Genomic DNA, 19070 nt, shown 5'->3' on the forward strand with positions numbered 1-19070 from the left:
ACGGACGGTGGAATGCAATTATTGTTTTCACCCCCCTGTGGGCCCTTGCATACGATAAGGCATACATGTGGTGAAAGGAGTGACGTCCCGATGCTGACCGGAGTCCGGATTGTAGTCCTGGGCGGAGATGCGCGGCAGCTTGAAGTCATTCAAAAGTGCGCTGAGCTGGATGCAACGGTAAGTGTGGTGGGTTTCGATAAAATAGAGCGTTCCATTCCAGGGATTGAGCACCAGGAACTGGAGGACGAAGTGTTTGCTTCCGCAGATGTACTGGTACTGCCTGTCGTCGGTTGCGATGATCAGGGGAAAGTAAGTACTTCATTCAGTGACACACCGATCTATTTGAAAAAGGAACATATTGCAGCATTACCAGAGCATTGTATTGTGTTCACAGGTATGGCAAAGCCGTTCCTGCGCGAACTTTGTCTTGAAAATGGGCTGCGACTTGTTGAAGTACTTGATCGTGATGATATTGCACTTTACAACTCTATTCCAACAGCTGAGGGAGCCATCGCCATAGCTATTCGGGAGACGGACTTCACAATCCATGGTTCGGAATGCATTGTGCTTGGCATTGGTCGAACAGGATTCACAATGGCCAAAACATTGCAGGGACTTGGAGCAAATGTACGGGTGGGAATCAGGCGGGAAGAGGATGCTGCCCGCGCTACAATAATGGGCTGGAAGCCTTTCATGACAACGGATTTGGCCGCTCAAACCGGGGAAGTTGACTTGCTTTTTAATACGATACCGACTATGATAATCACAGCACAAATCCTGTCCAGAATGCCGCAAAAGGCTGTCATTATCGACCTCGCATCCGCTCCTGGCGGCTGTGATTTCAGGTATGCTGACAAACGCGGTATCAAAGCGCTACTTGCGCCTGGCCTCCCCGGCATTGTTGCTCCCAAAACGGCTGGCGGCATTATTGCCGACGCGTTGATCCGTTTGCTTTTGGAAGAACAGAACGCACGGGAGGTTAAATCATGAACTGGCAGGGAAAAACGGTAGGTTATGCAATTACGGGTTCTCATTGTACGTTTGAAGAGGTTATGCCGGTAATTAGCCGCTTCGTAGCTGAAGGTGCCAACGTCATTCCGATTATTTCGAATTCGGTTCTGACGACGGATACACGCTTTGGTACGGCGCAAAATTGGCAAAAACAGTTGAAAGATATAACAGGTAATGATATCATTTCTACAATTGTTGAAGCGGAGCCATTAGGGCCTTCCAAGTTGCTTGATGTGCTGGTGATTGCTCCATGCACAGGGAATACAACAAGCAAGCTGGCTAATGCGATGACCGACAGTCCAGTGCTAATGGCCGCCAAAGCGCAGATGCGCAATCAGCGTCCGCTTGTGCTCGCGATTTCCACGAATGACGGTCTGGGCTTGAATGCTGCGAATATCGCCAAATTGCTCGTGGCCAAATATTTGTATTTTGTGCCATTTGGGCAGGACGATCCAATGAAAAAACCAAACTCGTTAGTCGCCAAAATGGAATTGATTCCAGAGGCTTGCTGGAGTGCTCTTGAGGGCAAACAGTTGCAGCCGATGATTGTGGAGCGTTCTTCACAGGCTTGATGGAACAATGATTCGGTGACAACGTTTATGCGCTTGGAGAAATGAAGGGGTTCGAGAGACAAAGAAAATCATGGGGGACGATATGCTGGATTGAACAGCTACTATGTCCACGTTCCTGTATATAAGGCATTCCTGCTTGCGGGCAGTACAGGTTAAGCAAGCGGGAGAGGTCTATTGTGAATGTATGCGTCATGACCTCGTATAAAATGCTGAAATTATCGCATCAGAACGCTCCCTAGAGTGATCCATTTGTTGATTTGACCCGTGTCCAGTCTTCTTGCGTACACAAATGGAGGAATAAAGATGCGTATCATGGTACAGAAATTCGGAGGCACGTCTCTCTCCACTGTTCAGGCGAGAGAGCATGTGCTCCGTCACGTTAAACGTGAACTTGAAGCAGGATTGAGTCTGGTCATCGTTGTGTCTGCGATGGGCCGCCGCGGCGAGCCATATGCGACTGATACATTGCTGGACTGGGCTGCACAGAACGGAAACGCACTATCCGCACGCGAAAAGGATTTACTGCTGTGCTGTGGTGAAATCATATCTGCGACAACGTTGAGCAGTTTACTCGAACATGAAGGCATTCCAACTACAGTGCTGACCGGCGCACAAGCAGGTTTTGTGACGGACGACAATTTCGGGAATGCCCGGATATTGGATGTCCGTCCTGTTCGTGTGTTGGAGCAGCTTCAGCTCGGCCGTGTCGTTGTTGTAACCGGATTCCAGGGGCAGACAGAGAACGGAGACTTCACGACACTGGGTCGTGGGGGAAGTGATACGTCTGCTACAGCTCTCGGTGCAGCATTACGTGCTGAAATGGTGGATATCTACACAGATGTGAACGGGATACTTACCGCTGATCCGCGAATTGTTGAGGATGCACGTCCACTGACTGTTGTGAGTTATGCAGAGATCTGTAACATGGCCCACCACGGGGCCAAGGTAATCCATCCACGTGCGGTTGAGATTGCGATGCAATCCCAAATTCCAGTGCGGGTAAGATCTACTTTTGCAGACACGGAAGGAACGCTGGTTACGCATCCGGAAGGATTTCAGGATGTGCAGACAGGCATTGTTGACCGTTATGTAACAGGCATCGCCTACGTGAGCAATGTAACGCAAATTACGGTGGATGTGCCTGGTGGTGGTGCAGATCGATTGCAACTTAAAGTGTTCAAAACCATGGCAGAGAATTCAATCAGTGTTGATTTTATTAATGTTACCCCCTCGGGAGTTGTCTATACGGTTTTTGACAGTGATTCCGAGAAAGCCATACAGGTATTGCAGGAGATAGGTCTCAAGCCACAAAGCTTGTCCGGTTGTGCCAAAGTGTCCGTCATTGGCGGAGGCATTAATGGTGTACCTGGAATTATGGCTCGAATCGTGGAGTCCTTGACACTGGCAGACATTCAGATCCTGCAATCGGCAGATTCGAATACAACGATCTGGGTACTCGTAAAAAAAGAAGATATGGTTCAGGCCCTGAGGGCACTTCACGCCTCATTCGAACTTCATTTGTAAATAACTGAAGTTAGAGGAGCCAAACCTGTTTTGAAGGAGGAATCGAATTGGACTTTGGAAGATTGATTACAGCAATGGTCACTCCGTTCAATGAACAAGGAGAGATTCATTGGGAGGAAACGGCACGTCTAATCGACTATCTGATTGCAGATCAAAAGTCGGAGACGCTTGTGGTTTCTGGAACAACAGGGGAGTCTCCAACACTTAGTGATACTGAGAAAGTTCAATTATTCGAATTTGCAGTGAAACATGCGGCCGGTCGGTGCAAAATTATAGCCGGAACGGGAAGCAATAACACGGCACATTCCATCCATTTGACACAGGAAGCTGAACGTGCCGGAGTGGATGGCATATTGTTGGTAGTTCCGTATTATAACAAACCTAGCCAAGAAGGTTTGTTCAAACATTTTGAAGCGATTGCAGGCTCTACCAAGCTGCCAATTATGCTCTACAACGTGCCTGGGCGGACTGTAACCAGCCTGTCAGCAGCGACAACACTTCGTCTTGCGCAGATACCTAATATCGTCGCTACGAAGGAATGTGCGTCTATGGAGCAGGTTACGCTGATTGCAGCAAGTGCTCCAGAGAATTTCAGAGTCTATTCCGGTGATGATGCTTCAGGCTTACCAGCGATTGCGGTTGGAGCACATGGAATTGTCAGTGTGGCCAGTCATGTCGTAGGGGCAGAAATGAAGAAAATGATTGATGCCTTCTATGGCGGAGCACCTCTTGAGGCTGCTCAGATTCATCAGCAGTTGTTCCCAGTGTTCAAAGGCCTGTTTGAGTGTCCACAGCCTCTACCAAACCCGGTAGCGGTGAAATATGCGCTGACATTACGTGGTCTAGACGTTGGTTCTGTACGATTGCCCCTTATTCCGCCAACGGAAGAGGAGCAGGTTTATATCAAAGGTTTGCTTAATTTGTAATCATTTTGGCTGCTTATGGACTATTTTATTAATCATGGGAATATCCTTCAGATCAGCAAAAGAACCGCTCCTCTTCGTAGAGGCTGCGGTTCTTTTTTTTACGAGTAATGTGAGGTTTCTTTTCGAATGCTAAGGGGAAACCTACAGGTTAACGAGAGAGTGACTTGTTTTTTTTGTTTTTAATCATGTATAATGATGTCAAGTGACTGGGTGCGGTATTTTTTTGAAATTGAAAGCGACATCGTTTCGTGGTGTAGCTTTGCGGTGAAAAAGGAAGGAACGGCTAAGAGGGAATTTCAAATCCAACTTGTTGGTCAAAGGGAATAACTTCGAAGAACTTCTTCCAAATATCGTGAATAAAGGTGTTCTTTTGCATTCATCCCGATAGGTGGGTATGTGATGTATGGACTACTTTTCTTAACTTACAATAAATAATAAGGTACGACGTCCAACTACCATAGGAGGTTTAGATTCATTTGTCTAAGAAAAATAATAACGATAAACTGATGATTTTTGCTTTGGGCGGCGTAGGCGAGATTGGTAAAAATATGTACGTCATCCAATACGCCAACGACATTGTAGTCGTAGATGCTGGTCTTAAATTCCCGGAAGAAGATATGCTTGGTATTGATATTGTCATCCCTGACATTTCTTACCTGACTGAGAACCGTGACAAAGTAAGAGGAATTATCCTTACTCACGGACATGAGGATCACATTGGTGGTCTGCCATATGTTCTCAAACATCTGAATGTTCCTGTATACGGAACAAGACTTACGCTTGGACTTGTAGAAAACAAGTTGAAAGAAGCGAATTTGCTGGGTGAAACAAAACGTATTCTGATTGATGCTGATTCCGAGATCCAACTTGGATCTGTTCTGAAAGCATCGTTCTTCGCTACTAACCATAGTATTCCGGATTCTGTTGGTGTATGTGTCGAAACACCGGAAGGTGCAGTTGTTCACACAGGTGACTTCAAATTCGACCATACTCCAGTCAATGGTCAATATGCAGATCTTCAGCGTATGGCACAGATCGGAACAAATGGCGTGTTAGCGCTGTTGTCCGACAGTACAAACGCTGAGAAACCTGGATTCACACCATCGGAGAAAAATGTGGGTATCGTTCTGGAAGATATCTTCCGTAAAGCGAGTCAACGTGTTGTTGTAGCGACATTTGCTTCCAACGTACACCGTATCCAACAAGTGATCAATGCAGCAGAAGTGACTGGACGTAAAGTTGCAGTTATCGGACGCAGCATGGTGAATGTGGTTGGTATTGCTTCAGAACTGGGTTATCTTGAGATTCCGGATGGCATGATCATTGAACCTGAAGAAGTAGGTAAGATGGCAGCTGATCGTGTCGTAATTCTCTGTACAGGAAGTCAAGGAGAGCCAATGTCAGCACTGACACGTATGGCTCGTTCCACACACCGTAAAGTGGACATCCTGCCAGGTGATACCGTTATTATCGCAGCAACACCAGTTCCAGGTAATGAAAAATATGTAGGCCGTACGATTGATGAACTGTTCCGTCTGGGTGCTAACGTGCATTACAGCGGTGCTAACAGTGGCGTCCACGTATCTGGTCATGGTAGCCAGGAAGAGCTGAAACTGATGCTCAACCTGATGAAACCGAAATTCTTCTTGCCAATTCACGGTGAATTCCGTATGCAGCGTCGCCACGCGGTTCTTGCTGAATCTGTAGGGGTAGAACCTGAGAACATTTTCATCACGGATATCGGTGAAGTGATTGAAATTCAAGGTGGAGCAGCACGTAGAGCGGGTAAAGTTACTGCAGGTAATGTGTTGATCGATGGCTTGGGTGTAGGCGATGTGGGTAACATTGTACTTCGTGACCGCAAATTGTTGTCACAAGATGGTATCCTTGTTGTTGTGGTAACCCTGAGCAAACAGGATGGAAAAATTGTTTCCGGTCCTGACATCATCTCTCGCGGATTTGTGTATGTACGTGAATCGGAAGGACTACTGGATGAGGCTAACCGGATCGTTAGCAGCACATTGCAGAAGTTGATGAGTGAGAACGTTAACGAGTGGGCTTCACTCAAAACGAATGTTAAAGATGCATTGGGACGCTTCCTGTATGAGCAAACTCGTCGTAGACCGATGATTTTGCCAATCATTATGGAAGTTTAAAATAAGCAAAAACATATATTCAGGCACACAGTCGCCCCTTCTCTACGAGTAATATTGGACGGTTCCTCGTAGAGAAGGGGCTTTTTTTGCGTTTTTCAAGGAGATTGCCACAATGTGAGGCAATTTGATGTTGCGGGTATAAGGCGGTTGGAAAATTCCCCATACTAAGGAAATACATTAAATGTTTCTGGAGAAGGGGATTAATGAAATGAATGAACGTATGAATGACAAGCAGGCGTCAAAATCCAATCAGCCGGAGGTTGAAGCACCGGAAATGCCGATCAGGGAGGAGAAGGACATCTCTCCCGTGACGGAGGCTATTCAGCAATTTGGGCAGACACAGTCGCCAGCAGGCGAATCGAACATCTTCTGTATGACCATTATTGGACAGGTGGAAGGGCATTTAATTTTGCCACCACAAAATAAAACAACAAAGTACGAGCATATTATTCCACAGCTTGTCGCTGCAGAGCAGAATCAGCGTATTGAAGGTATTCTGATCATTCTGAACACGGTAGGTGGAGATGTAGAGGCGGGTCTGGCTATTGCAGAGATGATTGCTTCTCTGAGCAAACCTACGGTTACTGTGGTCATTGGAGGCGGGCATAGCATTGGAGTTCCGATCGCTGTAGCTTCGACGTATTCTCTCATTGCTGGAAGTGCCACGATGACGATCCATCCCATTCGGATGAACGGTCTTGTCATTGGTGTACCTCAGACATTTGAGTACATGGAGAAAATGCAGGAACGGGTTGTTCGTTTCGTCACTTCACATTCAAATATATCTGAAGAGATGTTCAAGGAACTGATGTTTAAGACCGGTGAGTTGAACCGGGATATTGGTACAGCTGTAGGAAGCGCAGATGCAGTGAAATATGGACTAATGGATGCAGTTGGCGGCATTGGTCAGGCCATTGCGCAGTTAAATCAGCTCATAGGAGACAAGAGACAGACTCTGCAAGCGGGAGGTTACACCCAATGACATTATATACCGTGATGCCCCCTGAACAATTATGGTCAGGCATGTGGAAAGAGAGTGAAGATACGAGAGAGATCAAGATGAATGGATTATTAATGCAGGTGAGACCTGTTAATGACAATGAAGCCGTTATTGTACGTTTGCTGGATTGTCCACTTGAAGCCTATCTGAATCCTGCTAATATGCCCGGTTCGACCATTCCGCTTTCGGGTAACTTGGGACCAGCATAACGCGACGAATTCAGACAAATTGAGCAGAAAAAGAACATATGTACGGATTATATTTGTATGGTATAATATTCTTCTGGGGGTGACCTGATTTTGGCCAGAAGAAAAAAGAGGAAAAAAAAGGGCGCTGGTTTTAGTGGCGTTTTAAAATATGAAATTTACGGGATTGTGCTTATTACCCTTGCTGTCATAGCATTATCGGGTGAAGCCACCGTTGGACGTTCGCTTTCCAAGATGTTCGGACTGATGCTTGGTAAGTTTTATTTTGCGATTCCACTTGTTGGTATTTATTATGGTCTCATGGTGATGATTCACCGGAAATGGCCGAGTGGCTGGACCACACGCAAGACAGGACTTGTTTTGCTGGTCTTTGCTTTAACTCTCATGAGTACTGTTTCTGCAATGCACCAGAAGCTCATTCCGGTTGGTGCGCTTGAGCCTGGTGCTGTGATTACGCAGGTACATAATGATATGCAAACCGAGTTGCTAACCCCTGCTGCGCCAGGTGAGAGGGACTCCATGCTGAACAAGGACATCAGCGGTGGTTATCTTGGAGCTGGGCAATTTGCTCTTTTCCTGTGGCTGTTCGGCAGTCTTGGGGCGAGACTCATCATGATTGTCATGTTTATCATCAGTTTTATGCTGATTACAAGTCTATCTTATGTGGATCTGATTCGAATATTCCGAACCAAGATTTGGGATGCCGGGAGTTCGATGTACAAGAAGCTGGAGTCGAGGCCCTCTGCACGTTCTGCTTCAGCATCTGATGGAAGGAAGAAAGGTAACGCTCGTAAAGTGGTGCCTGTTCCTGTTGAAGATGACGAAGACGAGTATGAGGATGAATTAGAGGAACAGCATCTGCCAAAACGAAAAGCGCCCATATTCTTCCAACTTTTCGGAAAATGGGGAGCTAAACGGGAACAGGCGACATCAGGACGTGAAATGGATGAGGTCGATTCGGCAGAAACAGAACAGATTGTGTACCGCGCCGAACAAGATCACAATGTAGAGGCGTGGCAGGATGCGACCGAAGACGTAGTGAACAAATCAGCTTCATCACGTGTTCCTGTTCAGGCTAAACCTAACTCAGCGCCGATCATTCGAGACTTTTTCGAGCACGTCAGAACAGAAGAGGCAAGCATTGAAGATGATCTGGACGATGCTTATCCTTTCCCGGATAATCTGGCCGATCCAAACGTAGTACAACAGGACGAGCATGCCATTAAAATAACGGATGAACTGGTAGAGACGGAGTGGTCTGCATCCGATGCGGGTACAAACGGGATGAATGCTGTGGATGAGATTCAGAGTGGAGAAGAAGTACCTAATGATGCAATGCAGGGAACAGATACTCCAACTCCTGAAGGGCAGGACACACCACCGGTGAAACCAACACCGCCACCTCCTAAGCCGTACAAGCTGCCATCATTCCGTCTCCTTGCCAAGCCAAACAATGGGGGCAAGGCGGGTGACCAGAAGGATTATATGCAGACAGCACGCAAGCTGGAAGCTACACTGGAGAGTTTTGGTGTTCGTGCCAAAGTGCTTGAAGTGGTCCGGGGCCCTGCTGTTACAAGGTATGAAATTCAACCTGATATTGGTGTTAAAGTCAGCAGAATTGTCAGCCTAACTGATGATATCGCGTTGGCTCTGGCGGCAAAAGATATTCGGATGGAAGCACCGATTCCCGGAAAGTCTGCGATTGGTATCGAAGTACCTAATGGTGAAGTATCGGTTGTAACGATGCGTGAAGTAATGGAGACAGCAACGTTCCAGGATGCAGAATCCAAAGTGACCATTGCCTTTGGCCGAGATATCTCGGGACAGACGATTATTGGTAACTTGGCTCGTATGCCCCATTTGCTGGTCGCGGGTGCTACAGGTTCCGGTAAGTCGGTGTGTATTAACGGAATTATTACCAGCATATTGTACAAAGCCAAGCCGGATGAAGTGAAGTTCCTGATGGTCGATCCCAAGATGGTTGAGTTGAACGTATATAACGGAATTCCACATCTGATGGCACCAGTAGTAACTGATCCTAAACGAGCGTCACTTGCTCTCAAAAAGATTGTGGTTGAGATGGAGAAACGATATGAACTGTTCTCCAAATCAGGCACACGTAACGTCGAGGGTTACAATAATCTGATGAAAGATAATCCTGCGGCTGTTCTGCCTTATATCGTTGTCATTGTGGATGAGCTTGCAGATCTGATGATGGTTGCAGCCGGAGATGTAGAGGATGCCATTGCACGACTTGCTCAGATGGCTCGTGCAGCCGGAATCCATCTAATTATTGCCACACAACGTCCTTCTGTTGACGTTATTACCGGGGTAATCAAGGCTAACATTCCATCGCGGATTGCCTTCGGCGTATCCTCCCAAGTCGATTCCCGAACGATTCTGGATATGGGTGGGGCTGAGAAACTGTTGGGCCGTGGAGACATGTTGTTCATGCCAATGGGCGCATCAAAACCGGTTCGTGTACAAGGTGCATTTATGAGCGATGAAGAAGTCGAGAATATTGTAAACTACGTACGTGGTCAAGGTGAAGCACAGTATGATGAGTCCCTTGTACCTGAGGTGGACGACTCTATCCAAGCTGAAGATGAAGTACAGGACGAGTTATACGAAAAGGCAGTACAGATTATTCTGGAGGCCAAGCAAGCGTCTGTTTCTCTGCTACAACGTCGAATGCGAGTAGGATACACCCGTGCCGCACGTTTGATTGACTCCATGGAAACCCGGGGCGTTATTGGTCCTTACGAGGGTAGCAAACCAAGGGAAGTACTGGTTTCACTTGAACAGTATCAGCAGAATAAAATAAGCTCGTAGTGTAACATGTAACATGGTTACAACGAATCGTTTAAGCCCTCAACCGTATTGGTTGAGGGCTTTTTGCTTGCTCAGTAGACTGAAGTTTTGCCATCTACTCCAAAGATCGGATGATTTGGTGCATAGGAAACAAGCAGGCTTGTCATAATAACCTTAGCGATTCTGTTAATCCCACAAGAGAAAGGTAGAGCACAGTCGATGCGAAAAATGAACCTATGGCTTTTCACTGCTATTTTGCTGATATCCGCATTGGGAATTCGTTATTTGCTTCCTGGGAATACAGCAACTGAAAGTTCAGCCGAGCGTACACCGCAGGTAGAAGAAAAGGCCTTGCCTACGTTTAGCAGCAATACAGTGAAATATGGAAGTTACGGTCAGGATGTATATGAGCTTCAGGGGCGTCTGAAGTACCTGGGATTTTACAATGGTAAAATCGACAGTAATTTTGGCAGCAGCACACTGAAATCCGTTAAATGGTTTCAATCCGAGTTTGGCATGAAGGCAGATGGTGTGGTTGGAGCTGAGACCAAGCTCAAGCTGTACAATGCGTCAACCAAATGGTCGCCAACAGAGCCGCCGCTACACAAGGAATCCTCAGGTGGGGGGGGAGGCAGCAACAATACGGCAGATAAAGAGCAAGATAATATGGGATCTGCCAATGCCCTTGGTCTCTCAGAGAATGAACTCAAGATTATGGCTAACGCTGTATATGGTGAAGCCCGGGGTGAACCGTTTGAAGGTCAAGTCGCAGTAGCAGCAGTAATTTTGAATCGCGTAAATTCACCAAGTTTTCCAAGTACACCTTCAGGTGTAATTTTTCAACCAGGTGCATTTACGGCTGTAGCGGACGGACAGATCTATCTGGAACCGAACGCACAAGCCAAAAAGGCAGTTGAGCAAGCCTTGAATGGATGGGATCCGTCCGGTGGATGTCTCTATTATTTTAACCCGAAGACAGCAACATCCAAATGGATCTGGACCCGTCCACAAGTGAAAACAATCGGACAGCATATCTTTTGTATGTGATGATGTTGGAAGCAACCAGAAGGCGTGACTTCGGTTGCTTCTTGCCTTTTGAATGGGTTAAAATGGTTGTTACGTTTAGCATAATACGATTGCATGATAAATGACGCCGTAAAGGGGTTTTGACATTTGAATACATCAGGATTCGAACGAGGTAACAAGAGAGAGTTTCGTATACATGTGCTTCCGACTAAACGTTTCAAAACGTTTGCTATATCGCTATATGCAGGAGTTCCCTTACGGGAAGATACAGTAACCAAAGTAGCGCTGACACCTTTTGTTCTGCGACGCGGCACGGAGTCCTATCCGGAAACAACGCAATTTCGTGAGCAACTGGAGCATCTGTATGGAGCAGGTTTTGGTTTTGACGTTTATAAACGCGGGGATTATCAGATTGTACAGTTCCGAATGGATACCATTAATGATTCCTTTGTTGGAGGGGATGAGCAGCTACTGGATCGTTCATTTGCCTTCCTTGGAGAGGTTCTTACACGACCTGCACAGGAGAATGGACATTTCAGGACGTCTTATGTACAAGCAGAGCGAGAGACTGTTCGTAAAAAGCTGGAGTCCATCGTGAATGATAAAATGCGCTATGCCGGTGAACGCAGTATTGAGGAAATGTGCAAGAACGAGCCGTACCGTCTTCACCCACTGGGTGAGCGAAAGGCTCTGCCCGGAATCGAGCCTGACACACTGACTGCGTCTTATCAGGAGTGGCTGCAACAAGCGAGTATGGATCTGTATGTGGTAGGGGATACGACACTGGAGGAGGTCGAGAACCTTGTTCAGCGTCATTTCAATGTAGATCGAACGTCCTCCTCTGATTATCAGACACAGGCAGCGGTTCGAGGAGATAAGGAAGTGGAGACCGTTGTGGAGCGACTGAATGTGAGTCAAGGAAAACTCAATATGGGACTCCGTACATCTATCACTTATGGAGATCCTCTGTATGCCGCAGCACTAATGTACAACGGGATTCTCGGTGGTTATCCTCATTCCAAACTGTTTGTAAATGTTCGTGAAAAGGAAAGTCTGGCGTATTACGCGTCTTCGAGATATGACGGACATAAGGGCATTGCAACGATTCAATCCGGGATTGAAATCCCTAATTATGAGAAGGCTGTCACTATCATCAAGCAGCAGCTGGAAGAAATGAAAAGCGGTACAATCAGTGATCTGGAAATGTCTCAGACCAAAGCAATGATCCGTAACCTGCTTAAGGAAATGCAGGATTCTGCTTTTGAGATGATCGCTTATGACTTCAATCGACAGTTGTCCGGCAAAGAGAGAACGGCTGAAGAACTGTTGGCTCAGGTAGAACATATTAGCAAGGAAGATGTACGTGAGGCGGCAGAACAATTCCGTCTGGATACGATTTATTTCTTGCGGGACGAGAAGGAGGAATAATCGGTGGAGAGCATTCGGTATGAGCATTTGCAGGAGACACTATATTACGAAGTAATGGATAACGGACTGCATGTCTATATTTTGCCTAAACCGGGATTCCAGAAAACGTATGCTACGTTTGCAACCAAGTATGGATCGGTGGATAATCATTTTCAGGTTGAAGGGCAGGAAGAAGTGAAGGTCCCGGATGGGATTGCTCATTTCCTGGAGCATAAAATGTTTGAAGAACCAACAGGTGATATTTTTGCAACATTTGCGTCTCATGGTGCTTCAGCTAACGCGTTTACGAGCTTTGATCAGACGGTTTATTTGTTTTCAGCGACCGAATATGTGAATGAAAATATACAAACATTAGTCGACTTTGTGCAAAATCCTTACTTCACGGATCAGAACGTGGAAAAGGAAAAAGGCATTATTGGACAGGAAATTGACATGTATGCTGATAATCCGGATTGGCGTGTTTATTTTGGATTGATTGAGGCCATGTATCAGAAACATCCGGTGCATATCGATATTGCAGGAACGGTGGAATCCATCCGTACAATCACCAAAGAGATGTTATATGAGTGTTATAACACCTTCTATCACCCGAGTAACATGCTCTTGTTTGTGGTGGGTGGTGTAGATCCACAGGAAGTCATTGATATGGTTCGATCGAACCAGAAGCAGAAGGATTATAAGCCACAGGGGAGTATTCAACGTTTCTTCGAACCGGAGCCTGAGCAGGTAGGAGAAGCCAGACGGGAAGCAAAACTGGCTGTTTCACTGCCCAAATGTCTGTTTGGATTCAAGGAGACGGACGTTGGTCTTACCGGAGAACAATTGTTACGGCGAGATATGACAACGCAGCTGATGATGGATCTTTTGTTTGGCTCAAGCACACGGTTATTTCAGAAGCTTTACGATGAAGATCTGATCTCGGACAGCTTTGGACATGAGTATAACAGTTCACCGCAATATGCATTTTCAGCCATTGGTGGGGATACCAAAGACCCGGATCAACTGCTCGCGCGTATACGTGAAGAAGTGAATGCCATTGTAGAAAAAGGGTTCGAATCTAAGGATTTTGAACGTGCACGTAAAAAGAAAATAGGCGGATATTTGCGTATGCTCAATTCTCCGGAGAACATTGCGCATGAATTTACACGTCAGCAATTCCGTGGCGGTGATTTTTTCAATATGCTCCCGCTCTATGAATCGATTACACTGGAAGATGTAAATCTCAGACTGAGAGAGCATATTCGCTGGGATCAACTGGCTGTATCGCTAGTCGTGAGTCCTTGATATGGAGAGGGGAACAGGACAATTGAAGGCAATCGGGGAAATGACTGTACTGGTAACTGGCGCAAGCGGTGGCATTGGAGCGGCGATCGCAGAACGCTTCGCCAGAGTGGGAATGAATGTTGTTATACACTATATGAAATCGCATGAAGCAGCCAATGAAGCCGCCAGACGGTGTATGGAACAGGGGAATGGAAAAATCATGACCGTGTCTGCGGATCTTCGCAGCCGGGAACAGATTGAACGCATGCGTGAGAAGCTCGAGTCGCATAATCTCATGCCAGATATCCTTGTGAACAATGCAGGAATCTCGCATTATGGGATGTTGTCTGATGTTACAGAGGAGATCTGGGATGAAGTGATGGCGATTAATCTCAAAGGCACGTTTATGTGTACACAGGAAATGATGCCTCACATGATCTCTCAAAGGTATGGCCGAATCATTAATGTATCGTCGATCTGGGGACTGTCTGGTGCTTCTTGTGAGGTGCTGTATTCCACAACCAAGGGTGGGGTGAATGCATTCACCAAAGCGCTTGCGAAAGAACTCGCACCTTCCGGAGTAACCGTAAATGCCGTTGCTCCTGGTGCCGTTCAGACATCCATGCTGAATCATCTGGATCATAGTGAACTGAAGATGCTGGAAGAGGAAATTCCGGCAGGAAGACTTGCTCAACCTGATGAAATCTCATCACTGGTTTATTTTCTGGCCCTCCCTGAATCGGGTTATATCAATGGGCAGATCATCAGTCCAAATGGCGGTTGGTTAACGTAAGAAAAGCAAGAAAACTTGACTGGCTGTGAACGAAACAGGTGAAGGTTGCTGAGAAGCAGCCGTCTTCCGGATTATTTTCAAAATGTCCGTATATAAAATGCCTCGAAAGCACATATTACAACTGTTGATTTTAAATCTCAAGCGTCATCTAAGGAGGATTTATCATGTCAACAGAAAAAACAGTGCTCTCCAGTTTTGACACATGGAAGAAGTTCTTGGGTGACCGCGTACTGCAAGCAGAGAAGATGGGGATGAGTGAAGAAACCATCAACAAACTTGCGTATGAAATCGGCGACTTCCTTGATGAGAAAGTCGATCCGGCGAACCATTCCAACCGGGCATTGAAAGAGTTATGGGATGTCGGCGATGCAGATGAGCGTCGTACGATTGCGACCCTGATGGTCAAATTGGCCAAACAAAACGCATAAGATTACAGATGAAGAGCTCCCGCAAGGGGGCTTTTCTCTAATGATTACAAACGGATTACAGAGCTGTTCTTGTAATTCATTTTCATTTTATATATCATTAACGTGACCCATTTTTAGAAGATGTCTCAGATTGTTGTCCAGTGGACACGTTCTGTTGCTGTCGAATAATGTGGAATAATGCATTACGGGGTGTTGAAATGGAATCTAAACAATGGTACATGGAATATAAAATACATAAGAACAGACCTGGTTTGTTAGGCGATATTGCGTCTATGCTGGGGATGCTTGAAGTGAATATATTGACCATTAACGGTGTTGAAGGCAAAACTCGAGGCATGCTGCTTGAATCGGATGATGATGAAAAGATCCGTTTGCTTGGTGAAATGCTTGGCAAAGTAAACAGCATCACCGTCTCGGCTTTGCGTCAACCTAAATTGGTGGATATTCTGGCCGTGCGTCATGGCAGATACATTGACCGTGACTCGGATGATCGCAAGACATTTCGTTTCACACGAGATGAACTTGGGTTACTTGTGGACTTTTTGGGTGAAGTATTTAAGAGGGAAGGCAATCAGGTCATCGGTTTGCGCGGAATGCCTCGTGTTGGCAAAACGGAGTCTATTATTGCGGGCAGCGTATGTGCAATGAAGCGATGGACGTTTGTTTCCTCCACACTTCTTCGTCAGACGATAAGGAGTCAAATGTCCGAAGACGAATTGAACCCGAACAATGTGTTCATTATCGACGGAATTGTAAGTACGATTCGTTCAAGTGAGCGGCATTACAATTTGTTGCAGGATATTATGTCCATGCCTAGCACCAAAGTTATTGAACATCCGGATATTTTTGTTCAGGAATCCGAATATGATTTTAATGATTTTGATATTATAATTGAACTTCGCAACAATCCGAATGAAGAAATTATTTATGATACGTTTACGGCTAGCTACACCGATGAATTGTAAGGAACCGTACGGAATCATGGAATAGATTAGCAACAACTCAAGAGATAAACATAAGGAGGAGATGGCATGTCTGAACTGGGTCAGCAGTTAAGGGAGGCCCGGCTGCAAAAAGGGATGAGTCTTGACGATGTACAGGAAATGACAAAAATTCGCAAGAGGTATCTGGAGGCCATAGAAGCAGGAGACTATAAAGTGCTGCCGGGCAGCTTCTATGTGCGTGCTTTCATCAAAACCTATGCGGAGACTGTGGGACTGAACCCTGATGAGCTGCTGGAGGGACACAAAAAAGACGTACCCGCAGAAGAGACGGAAGCAACGATGGAACCGGTTATTCAGAAGCGTTCCAGCCGTCCGGTTGAGCGAAGTAATCGGTGGATGTCTGTTGCGCTGATGTGGACATTCCCTGTTTTGATCGTAGTGCTGTTGTATGTATACGTGGTGTATAACAATGGTGATGAATCAGATAATCAGGGGCTTGATTCAGTCAAAATTACAGACAGTCAACAACAGCCTGAAGATAAACCGGATCAACCTGCCGACAACGGACAGGCATCTAATCCGCCTGCGACAGATTCAGGTACTGACGGTACTGGTGAAGGCGACGCTGGCGGTAACGGTGGCGGTACTGACACAGAAGGACAGACGGACGGTCAAACTGATGGTCAAACGGACGGACAGACGGATGAAACTGAGGAAAAACCAACTGACAATTCACCGTCTAATGTGACTGTTGCAGAAGATGGGAAATCAGGGAATATTACGAACTTTAAAGTTAACGGTAGTGCAGGGCAACCTGTAACGGTTACGATCAAAGCAACAGGTAATAGCTGGCTGGAAGTGTATAAAGGCGAAAACTCCAGTGGAGAGAAGTTGGAGTATGGTAACACAGCCGAAGGTGACAGCTATACCTTTGAGTTGGATAGTGTAGGCATGTATATTAAGTCTGGTTACGCTGCAGCGACCACGATTGAAGTTGGCGGGCAAGTTGTTACGGATGGCAAGGCGACCAATCGGATCCGTTTGAAGCTTGGTGAAGACAGTAGTAGCACTACTTCTTCCACAGGTGTTGAAAATGGATCAACGGATGCTACAGGGGGTACCACGGGTAGCGAATAACCCGGTCAACTGCAGGAGACAATAATCGTGTCTTAACTTGCAGTTAACTTTTGGTGAAGTGAGGTGGATGGCTGTGACAGTCAGCTGGATCGTAACAGGTTTAGGGATCATTGTCAGCCTCCTGGGTTATTACCTGACTCCAAGTGCTTGGGGTTACGGAATATTGGGTTTTGGACTTGCACATGTACTTTTGGGTGTGCTCGATATGTTCAGACAGCCCAACCGCAGCCGCTATTAGTTGGAAGCTGGACCAGCAAAGCATTTTTGGCAGCCACTTCAAGTGGAAGCCAAAAATGCTTTTTTTCTTTGTGTAAACAGCTTGAAATTAGACTTTTGCTTAAGGTATCCTCTATAATGTTACAGAACATACGATTAACTGAAAGGGTGACTGGTTTGAGCTCAGAAAATTCATTTGATATCGTGTCCAAAATGGACTTGCAAGAACTGACAAATGCCGTTACACAAACCGAGAAGGAAATTGGCACTCGTTATGACTTCAAGGGCAGCAAGAGCAGCCTGAAACTGGATAAGGATGCGTTAACGATCGTATCTGATGATGAGACCAAACTCAAGGCTGTCATTGACGTGCTGCAATCCAAAATGGCGAAGCGTGGTCTACCATTGAAAAACATCGATTACGCAAAGGTAGAGCCAGCGTCTTCTGGTACAGTCCGCCAGCGTTTGAATTTTAAACAGGGGATTGATCAGGACATCGCCAAGAAAATCAATATCCTGATTCGGGATTCCAAGATGAAGGTGAAGAGTCAGATTCAGGGAGACCAACTCCGGGTAACTGGTAAGAGTAAAAATGATTTGCAAGCTGTCATGCAGCTGTTAAATGGTGCTAACCTGCCTCTGGATTTGCAATATACAAATTTCAAGTAATATGGCCTTTTTGTAGCAAAAGTGTTTTTTGACACGGTATTGGGCGTATATTATACTAAGTGTGCATTGCTGGCAGTCAAGCATCAAGTCCAGTCCTCATCGTTTGCTGACTTTGTGAAAAGCAGTACATCTTCTGGAAGTCACCGGAACGTTTAAAGCGTTTTGCTTTTGAGCGGTTGACTTTATTTTTTGCGTTTCTACATAGTGGGATCATGTTAATATGGATTGACATTGAAACTTTACATTTCATGTTCCGGATGATGATAACGGGATTATGATGATTGTTTGGAGTAATGGAGGATATGAGGGAGGGCGTCTTGTGAATTTACCCAACCGGATTACGCTTGCACGAATTTGCTTAATCCCTTTTTTGATGGTGTTCCTGCTCGTGGATTTTCCATTTTATCCAGAGCCGTTGCAGCTTGGAAGCTTGTCGCTTCCGTATAATCAACTGATTGCTGCTGTTATTTTTATCATCGCCGCAAGCACAGATGGAATTGACGGATACCTTGCGCGGAAAAATAACATGGTTACCAATCTGGGGAAACTGCTCGATCCACTCGCAGACAAGCTGCTGGTTACTGCAGTTTTGATCTCGCTTGTGGAGATGGGCAAGCTGGATTCCTGGATTGCAGTTGTGATTATTAGTCGTGAATTTGCAGTTACCGGCTTGCGTCAAATTGCATTGCTGGATGGTTCGGTTGTTGCCGCCAGTGCTTGGGGCAAGCTGAAGACTGTAGTGCAGATTGTGGCGATTGTGCTGTTGCTGTTGAACAATTTCCCGTTTTCATACACGGGTATTCACGTCGATATTATCGCGGTATGGGCAGCAGCGCTTATTACCATCTGGTCGGGTATCGATTACTTTATCAAAAACAAAAACCTGCTTCATTTTACAAAAGCATAATGGTTTGTTCTTAAATGGGTAATCATGAAGGAAGCATTGGGTCAGGGGCAATA

18 protein-coding genes are annotated in these 19070 nt (G+C 46.0%); all 18 read left to right on the forward strand.

What is annotated here, in order from left to right; genetic code table 11:
• The first annotated feature begins 90 nt into the window (after positions 1–90).
• The gene (dpsA, locus tag MKZ13_RS11700) at positions 91–990 is read left to right on the forward strand and encodes a dipicolinate synthase subunit DpsA (RefSeq protein WP_076208873.1); all 900 of its coding nucleotides are present in this window, start codon (positions 91–93) and stop codon (positions 988–990) included.
• Entirely contained in the window at positions 987–1583 is a 597-nt protein-coding gene (locus MKZ13_RS11705; RefSeq protein WP_076208872.1) for a dipicolinate synthase subunit B, read from the forward strand. Before dpsA ends, MKZ13_RS11705 begins: the two co-directional genes overlap by 4 nt.
• Before the next feature lie 303 nt (positions 1584–1886).
• Positions 1887–3107, forward strand: a complete 1221-nt coding sequence (gene dapG, locus MKZ13_RS11710) for an aspartate kinase (RefSeq protein ID WP_036670402.1) — start codon at positions 1887–1889, stop codon at positions 3105–3107.
• Between the two features lie 47 nt (positions 3108–3154).
• Positions 3155–4033, forward strand: a complete 879-nt coding sequence (gene dapA / locus MKZ13_RS11715) for a 4-hydroxy-tetrahydrodipicolinate synthase (protein ID WP_221824148.1) — start codon at positions 3155–3157, stop codon at positions 4031–4033.
• Positions 4034–4509: 476 nt separating this feature from the next.
• The gene (locus MKZ13_RS11720) at positions 4510–6189 is read left to right on the forward strand and encodes a ribonuclease J (RefSeq protein ID WP_076208870.1); all 1680 of its coding nucleotides are present in this window, start codon (positions 4510–4512) and stop codon (positions 6187–6189) included.
• Between the two features lie 274 nt (positions 6190–6463).
• On the forward strand, positions 6464–7171 hold the full coding sequence (locus MKZ13_RS11725) for an ATP-dependent Clp protease proteolytic subunit (protein ID WP_339185384.1): 708 nt from the start codon (positions 6464–6466) through the stop codon (positions 7169–7171).
• On the forward strand, positions 7168–7398 hold the full coding sequence (locus MKZ13_RS11730; protein WP_221824146.1) for a YlzJ-like family protein: 231 nt from the start codon (positions 7168–7170) through the stop codon (positions 7396–7398). Before MKZ13_RS11725 ends, MKZ13_RS11730 begins: the two co-directional genes overlap by 4 nt.
• A 90-nt stretch (positions 7399–7488) precedes the next feature.
• Positions 7489–10227 carry a DNA translocase FtsK gene (locus MKZ13_RS11735; RefSeq protein WP_339184115.1) on the forward strand — a complete coding sequence of 913 codons (2739 nt, stop codon included), beginning with the start codon at positions 7489–7491 and terminating at the stop codon, positions 10225–10227.
• Between the two features lie 198 nt (positions 10228–10425).
• Positions 10426–11253, forward strand: coding sequence for a spore cortex-lytic enzyme (gene sleB / locus MKZ13_RS11740; protein ID WP_047842506.1), 828 nt, complete (start codon positions 10426–10428; stop codon positions 11251–11253).
• Positions 11254–11379: 126 nt separating this feature from the next.
• Entirely contained in the window at positions 11380–12660 is a 1281-nt protein-coding gene (locus MKZ13_RS11745; protein WP_339184117.1) for a pitrilysin family protein, read from the forward strand.
• Positions 12661–12663: 3 nt separating this feature from the next.
• Entirely contained in the window at positions 12664–13944 is a 1281-nt protein-coding gene (locus MKZ13_RS11750) for a pitrilysin family protein (protein WP_339184118.1), read from the forward strand.
• A 1-nt stretch (position 13945) separates the two neighbouring features.
• A complete protein-coding gene (gene fabG, locus MKZ13_RS11755; RefSeq protein WP_339184120.1) occupies positions 13946–14716 on the forward strand; it encodes a 3-oxoacyl-ACP reductase FabG in 771 nt (256 codons plus the stop codon).
• Between the two features lie 164 nt (positions 14717–14880).
• Positions 14881–15144 carry a DUF3243 domain-containing protein gene (locus MKZ13_RS11760; RefSeq protein WP_076208865.1) on the forward strand — a complete coding sequence of 88 codons (264 nt, stop codon included), beginning with the start codon at positions 14881–14883 and terminating at the stop codon, positions 15142–15144.
• 197 nt (positions 15145–15341) lie between these two features.
• Positions 15342–16109 carry a DUF3388 domain-containing protein gene (locus tag MKZ13_RS11765; RefSeq protein ID WP_047842510.1) on the forward strand — a complete coding sequence of 256 codons (768 nt, stop codon included), beginning with the start codon at positions 15342–15344 and terminating at the stop codon, positions 16107–16109.
• Positions 16110–16175: 66 nt separating this feature from the next.
• Positions 16176–17225 carry a RodZ domain-containing protein gene (locus MKZ13_RS11770; RefSeq protein ID WP_339184124.1) on the forward strand — a complete coding sequence of 350 codons (1050 nt, stop codon included), beginning with the start codon at positions 16176–16178 and terminating at the stop codon, positions 17223–17225.
• A 67-nt stretch (positions 17226–17292) separates the two neighbouring features.
• On the forward strand, positions 17293–17463 hold the full coding sequence (locus MKZ13_RS11775) for a hypothetical protein (RefSeq protein ID WP_017689116.1): 171 nt from the start codon (positions 17293–17295) through the stop codon (positions 17461–17463).
• A gap of 155 nt (positions 17464–17618) precedes the next feature.
• Positions 17619–18110 (forward strand): YajQ family cyclic di-GMP-binding protein, encoded by a 492-nt coding sequence (locus MKZ13_RS11780; protein ID WP_017689115.1) that lies wholly within the window; start codon positions 17619–17621, stop codon positions 18108–18110.
• Positions 18111–18429: 319 nt separating this feature from the next.
• Positions 18430–19017: a CDP-diacylglycerol--glycerol-3-phosphate 3-phosphatidyltransferase gene (gene pgsA, locus MKZ13_RS11785; RefSeq protein ID WP_221824136.1), complete on the forward strand. Its 588-nt coding sequence runs from the start codon at positions 18430–18432 to the stop codon at positions 19015–19017.
• Positions 19018–19070 lie beyond the last annotated feature (53 nt).

Origin of the sequence: Paenibacillus sp. FSL R5-0701 (genome assembly GCF_037973995.1) — a bacterium.
Taxonomy (GTDB): Bacteria; Bacillota; Bacilli; order Paenibacillales; family Paenibacillaceae; genus Paenibacillus.